The organism is Rhizobium sp. No.120 (assembly GCF_054558365.1).
Genome location: NZ_BAAJNQ010000009.1, coordinates 259,052 through 265,597 on the forward strand (window position 1 = coordinate 259,052; position 6,546 = coordinate 265,597).

A 6,546-nucleotide genomic window follows, 5' to 3' on the forward strand; every position below is an offset into this window, starting at 1 on the left:
TTATCGGCAGCCATCGCCACCATAACGAACCGAAGCAGATCGTCTCAGGTGCTTTGGGGCGCCGGCGCGTGCACTTCGAAGCACCTCCATCCAATCGCCTGGCAGCGGAGATGGACAGACCTCTCGAATGGCTCGAACAGACCTCACCGAAGGACCCGGACCCCTTGCCACCCTCACCCGTGTCGGCATTGCCCGTCTGTGATTTAGGAGCATCCATCCTTTTGAGGACGGCAGGTCAGCCGTATCGGCCGGGCGATCGCCGATAGCGTGCTTGCACGAGCGATCGCCACGCGACCTTCAGCGCATTGTCGATATCGTTGCTGAGGCATCGCCAAGGACTATTACCCAGTGCTGGATGCGGCGAGCACCACGCTCACCATAGATGACTGGCTTTCGTGGTTCGCGGATCGGGCGCTTACGGAGATAGTCCCCGTGCCAAAGAAGATAACGTTGCGCGGCGCTTGATAACCGTTCTTGGGATTGGCCCGATCATCGCAACGGCTCCGACAGCACTGGCGCCAGAGCCGAGACGTTCAAACGCTGGAGGATTTTGCCGCGCGGCTCGGGCTCACGACAAGCAAGGGCTTGGCAAGACTTCGAAGATAGGAAACAAACGCCAGGTCGTCCCCTCATTATTGAAGCTAGTGTTTTTGTACGATGGGCGGCACGAAAGGGAGCCGTTGCGGGCGCCAAGGACCATGAAGCCTTGTAGCAGGGCTAGAGCTGATGATCGGAGGGGCCGATGTCGGCAAATAGATACTGCTCGCCCAGGCCTATTTCGGCCGAAAAGGCTTTGTTGGCAAGATACGGCTAATCACCCAAGGAGCGCTGAAGACCCTCCAGCGCGACTTTTAATGAGTCAAATATTGTCATAATCAGGGCGAAATCATCCTCTGGGAAATCAGTACGCCAACCCTCCGGTCATTACCGTTGAAGAGAGCGTCGGCACCGCCCTCAACTTCACTTTCCTCGACTTCGTTCAAAATTCTCCTCAAAACTTCTTGGATGCCGCGACTTTCGCGCCGACGGATTTCTGCCCGTCGCCTTCGATGTTGAACAGCAGGCTTGTGTCGAGCATCCAGAAGCTTGCGGTCTCTAGGCTCATGCCGGCGGTCACAGCTCCGAATGCACCCGAACCGTCAAGCCCGGAAAAGCCGCCGGTGACACCGAGCTTAGGCGTGAGCTTCGTGCCGTTCTCCATCGTGAACGAGCGGGCGATTTCGGCACCCAGGCTAACGCGGAACTGGTCCTCGTTGAACCCGTCAATGGTAATGGCATCCCCTGAACTGTTCTTGACTGTGTAGTCGTCGACCTTTTCGGAGAAGTAGACGGCCCTGAGCTTGGGCGAGATCGTCGTGGCCTCGTCGAGGTCCCATTGCCCCTCGATCGAAGTGTCAGCCATCCAGCGTGTCGTCTTGAAGCCGCCGTCCCAGAACTGGGTGTTGATCGTATTGCTCGATCCGCCATAGCGCAGGCTACCGTTCCAGAACACACCCTTGCCCAGCTCCAGCGAAGCATAGGGACCGGCCAGCCAGCCATTGCCGGTCAGCTTGGCATCCTGATCGGTCGGATCTGTCATACGGTCGTAATGAAACGACACGCCGACCAAGGCCTTTTCCGACAGCAGATAGTCGACGCCCATGTTGACCATGCCGAAGCTGCCCCACTTGCTGGTGCTGTCCTTCTTGCTCTTGTCGTCATGCATCAGGAACGCGCCTCCGATCCAGACGTTGAACGGCGCGGAGCCGGCATCGTTGTCACCACGGGCGGCCCGCATCTGCGCCAGGCTGGTGGAGAAGCCGAGCTTCATGCCCTGCTCGGAGGGTGACGCGAGCGCGGTGATCGGATCGGTCGCCTTCTGCATCTGCCGGCGTTGCAGGAGACCGGGCACCTCGATCGTGTTGGCGATCATGTTCTGCCTGGATTGGACGAAACCACGGACGAGGCCGTCGATGTCCTCGGCGACCTTTGCGGCGTCATAGCGGACATTGTAGGTGATGGTGCCGACATTGGAGGTTCCAAGCGCGCTGACGAGCTTGAAGCCGACGCGGACCTGGCCGGAATAGGCCGGGTCTGGCGTATAGTGCAGGTACCAACCGACCGGGGCGGTTGCCGGCCCCGCTTGCGCCAGCTGACCCTGGATGATCGTCACCGTGCCCGCATTCGGCGGCGTGACGAACGCCAGATCCGCGGATGTGAACGGCCCACCCGTGGCGCCACGGTTCAGATACACATCCGGCGGTGTCGACCCTTCCGGCACGTTGATGACCTGATCCGTCGCACTGACGGCGCGTTGGATGACCTTGAGCGTGAATGCCACCGCCGCCGTCGAGCCATTGCTGTCCCTGGCCTGGATGGAGAAGCTGTAGTCCCCTTGCGTGCCGGCAGCGAGCGGTCCGGTGAGCTGGCCGGTGGAGATATTGAGGATCAGACCGTTCGGCAGCGTGCCGGAAGCCAGGCTGTAGATCGTGGTTCCGACCCCGCCGGTGGCGGTGATCTGCTGGCTATAGGCCTCGCCGGCCATGGCCTGCGGCAGCGCGCCGCCCGACGGCGAGAAGGTGAAGGTAGCCGCCGGCGGTGCAACCGCGATCGTATAGGCGGCCGAGCTTGTGGCATTGTTGGCGTCAGTGGCGCTGATGGAGAAGCTGTAGTTCCCCGCCGCCGTCGGCGTGCCGGTGATGGCGCCTGTGGCATGGTTGAGTGAAAGGCCCGCAGGCAGCGTGCCGACGACAGCGTAGCCATAGGGGCTGGTGCCGCCCGATGCCGTGACCGTCTGGCTGTAGGCTACGTTGACGACACCGGCCGGCAAGGTGCTGCCTGGCGGCGAGAAGGTCAGTGTCGGCGCTGAGATCGTCACGCTGACGGTCGCAGGCGCGGAGGTGCCGGTGGCATTCGTGGCAGTATAGGTGAAACTGTCCGATCCGCTGTAGCCTGATGTCGGCGTATAGGTGATCGCGGTGCCCGAGGCCGTGGCGGTGCCATGGGCCGGCGCCGTTGCCACGGCAACCGCTGTGGCGGTGCCGCCGGACAAAGCAAGCGTGACGGGGTTCGCGCTACTGTTGGCCGCAACGGTCAGGCTGACCGCCCCCGCCGTCGGCGCGGCCACGGGCGTCACTGAACTGGACGAGGCCGAGGCGGCACCGGTGCCGGAGGCATTGGTCGCCGTTACCGTGAAGGTATAGCTGGTGCCATTGGAGAGGCCCGTCACCGTCAGCGGCGAGCCGCTACCACTTGCGGTCAGGCCGGCGGGATTGGACGTCACCGTATAGCTGGTGATCGCGGCGCCGCCATTCGATGCCGGTGGCGTGAATGCGACTGTCGCCTGGCCATTGCCCCCCGTCACTGAGCTGATCGTCGGCGCGCCCGGCACCGTCGAGGGCGTTACCGCGCCTGATGCCGAAGAGGCGGCACCCGTCCCGATGGCATTGGTCGCCGTCACCGTGAAGGTATAGGCGGTGCCGTTCGTCAGTCCGGCCACCACAATCGGCGAAGTGCCGCCAGTTCCTGTCAAACCGCCGGGACTTGAAGTGACGGTATAGCTTGTGATCGTAGCGCCGCCGTTCGAAGCGGGGGGCGTGAATGCAACCGTCGCCTGACCGTTGCCAGCAGTCACCGACCCGATCGTCGGGGCGCCCGGAAGCGTGGCGGGCGTCACCGCGCTCGACGCTAGGGAGGCACTGCCAGTGCCGGAGGCATTGGTCGCCGTCACCGTGAAGGTATAACTGGTACCGTTGGAGAGGCCCGTCACCGTCAGCGGCGAGCCGGTGCCGGTGACGGTGAAGCCACCAGGATTGGACGTCACGGTATAGCTGGTGATCGCGGCGCCGCCGTTCGAGGCCGGTGGCGTGAATGCGACTGTCGCCTGGCCATTGCCCGCCGTCACCGAACTGATCGTCGGCGCGCCCGGCATTGTCAAGGGTGTCACCGCGCTGGATGTCGAGGACGCGCTGCCGGTGCCGACGCTATTGGTCGCGGTCACCGTGAAGGTATAGGCGGTGCCGTTCGTCAGTCCGGCCACCACGATCGGCGAAGCGCTGCCAGTTCCTGTCAAACCGCCAGGACTTGAGGTCACGGTATAGCTGGTGATTGCGGCGCCGCCATTCGAGGCGGGGGCAGAGAAGGCGATCAGCGCCTGACCGTTGCCCGGCGTGACCGATCCGATCGTCGGCGCGCCTGGCACGGTGGCCGGCGTCACGGAGCCCGATGCCGCGGAGGCGGCGCCGGTGCCGTTCACGTTCGTCGCTGTCACCGTGAAGGTATAGGCCGTCCCGTTCGTGAGGTCTGTCACGGTGAGCGGCGAGCCGCTGCCTGTGGCGGTGAAGCCACCGGGATTGGAGGTCACCGTATAACTGGTGATCGCGGCGCCGCCGTTCGATGCCGGCCCCGTGAACGCAACCGTCGCCTGCCCGTTCCCGGCACTGGCCGCCCCGATCGTCGGCGCACCGGGAACGGTCGAGGGCGTCACGGCCGACGAAGCCGAAGAAGCGGCGCCGGTGCCGACTGAATTCGTTGCCTTCACTGTGAACGTATAGGCCGTGCCGTTCGTGAGGCCGGTTATTGTGATCGGCGAACCGCCGCCGCTGGCAGTGAAGCCACCCGGGCTGGAGGTCACGGTATAGCCGGTGATCGCGGCGCCGCCGTTCGAGGCGGGTGCGGAGAAGCCGACTGTCGCCTGGCCGTTGCCGGCCGTCACCGACCCGATCGTCGGCGCGCCCGGCACCGTCGTGTTGACCGTCAGCGAGATCGTGCTGCTGGTGAACGTGGCAGGGCCGGTGCCGTCCGAACTATCGGTTCCAGTCACCGTGAAGGTGAAATGACCAGCTGCCGTCGGCGTGCCCGAGATCGTGCCGCTGCTGCTAAGGGTCAGGCCAGCCGGCAGCGCGCCGGAAGCAAGTGTGGTGCTGAACGTATAGGGCGGATGGCCGCCGCTCGCCGTCAGTGACTGGCTATAGATCGTGCCATAAGACCCGGTGATCATGGTCGTCGGCGTGACCGTGATGGTCGGATTGCCGACAGTGACCGTGACCGTCGCCGGCGACGAGGTGCCGCCGCTGTTGGTCGCGACGTAGGTGAAGCTGTCGTTGCCCCGAAAGCCTATGGGCGGGGTGTAGCTGACGCTGCCCGAGCTGTTGATCGAGACCGAGCCGCCCTGTGCCGTGGTCGCCGAACCGACCGCATAGCTGGACGGGCTGTTGGTGACATGGCCGCTGACGTCGATGCTCGTCGCAGACGCGCTACCGGAATTGTAGGGAACCGTCGTGCCGTAGCTGAACGAGCTCGCAGTGGGTGGGGTGACGTAGGTATAGAGCGAGTTGGCGCTATTGCTGGCGCCGGAGGTGGTGACGATCACGCTCGCGGCTCCAGCTGTGCCAGCCGGCGTGACGGCCGTGAGCGAGGTCGGGCTGGCGACCGACACGCTAGTCGCCGCGTTGCCGCCGATCGTGACGGTGGTCGATCCCGCGACGAAGCCCGTACCGGTGATCGTTACCGCCGTACCGCCGCCAGTCGAGCCATGGTTCGGGCTGATCGCCGATACGGTCGGCCCAGCGACGTTCGGGATCGTAAAATTGAACGTGACGGTCGTATCGGGTGTACTGACCGCGTCATTCATGCTGGCGGCATAGAGGACAATGCTATCGGGGCCGTTCGCGATCTGGGGGCTGCCCAGATAAATGCTGTAGCCGCCGTTACTGTCGCCCACCGGAGGAGCGTTCCAGCGGAAATAATAGGTATTGCCCTGGCTGGACGTGACGGCTTCGTAGCCGGAGATGCCGACGTTGTTGGGCTGGGTCCAATCGTCAGACGGACTCCTGAACAAACCAGCGCCCTGCCCATCACAACCATCGTTGTACGTTTGCGCGATCTGGGCGTTGCCCGAGCCCGTCGCCGTGAAAGTCATATTGTAATTGCAGGTGGCGGCGAGCGCGGGCGTCGCGTGCAGCAGGCTTAGAAGCCCAAACAAGCCGACAAGCGAGGGGAAACTGACCCCGACGGCGCGCAACGCCCAGTTACACAAAAATGACAACCGCAGGGCACAAAAACGCGCCCAAGCCCAACGCACAGAAATCCCCGCCATGCCAGCAACCCGCCGTATTGCCGACAGATCGCATGTCTTAAGCGACCTGTACGTTATCCGCCCATAACTTCTCTAGATCAAGTAAATGGATCCGATCTTAAAATAGAGATATTCTGCTTCAGTCTCGGATTCATCGACTATTGTCAACGACGACTAGGCGACCAAAGAAGTATTCGCCCCATTTATTCGATGGTGTTGCTAAATTCACTCGGTGTGGCAGCTTAGCGATCTTCGGAGGACACATGGAGGATCAGGGAAATGATTAATATCTCGATCTCGAAGGGATTGAAGCTCTCGGCCATAAGTTGAATGTTCTCAAGCCCTAGCAATATCTTGAGATCTGGACGTCACTTCTGGTGCACACGAAACCCTTCTCAATCTTCGCAAGCGCTGCGTTTGCCTCGCGAACGTGCTCGTAATCGAGGCATGTCTTTTATTGGCAAGTGAGCGTCCAAGACGCGATCGATTCC

The 6,546-nt window shown here is 62.7% G+C and carries 1 protein-coding gene; it reads right to left on the reverse strand.

Going from position 1 to position 6,546, the window contains the following annotated elements; all coding sequences use genetic code 11:
• Positions 1-991 precede the first annotated feature (991 nt).
• The gene (locus ACYJRZ_RS23365; RefSeq protein ID WP_459462980.1) at positions 992-6,016 is read right to left on the reverse strand and encodes a fibronectin type III domain-containing protein; all 5,025 of its coding nucleotides are present in this window, start codon (positions 6,014-6,016) and stop codon (positions 992-994) included.
• Positions 6,017-6,546: the final 530 nt, after the last annotated feature.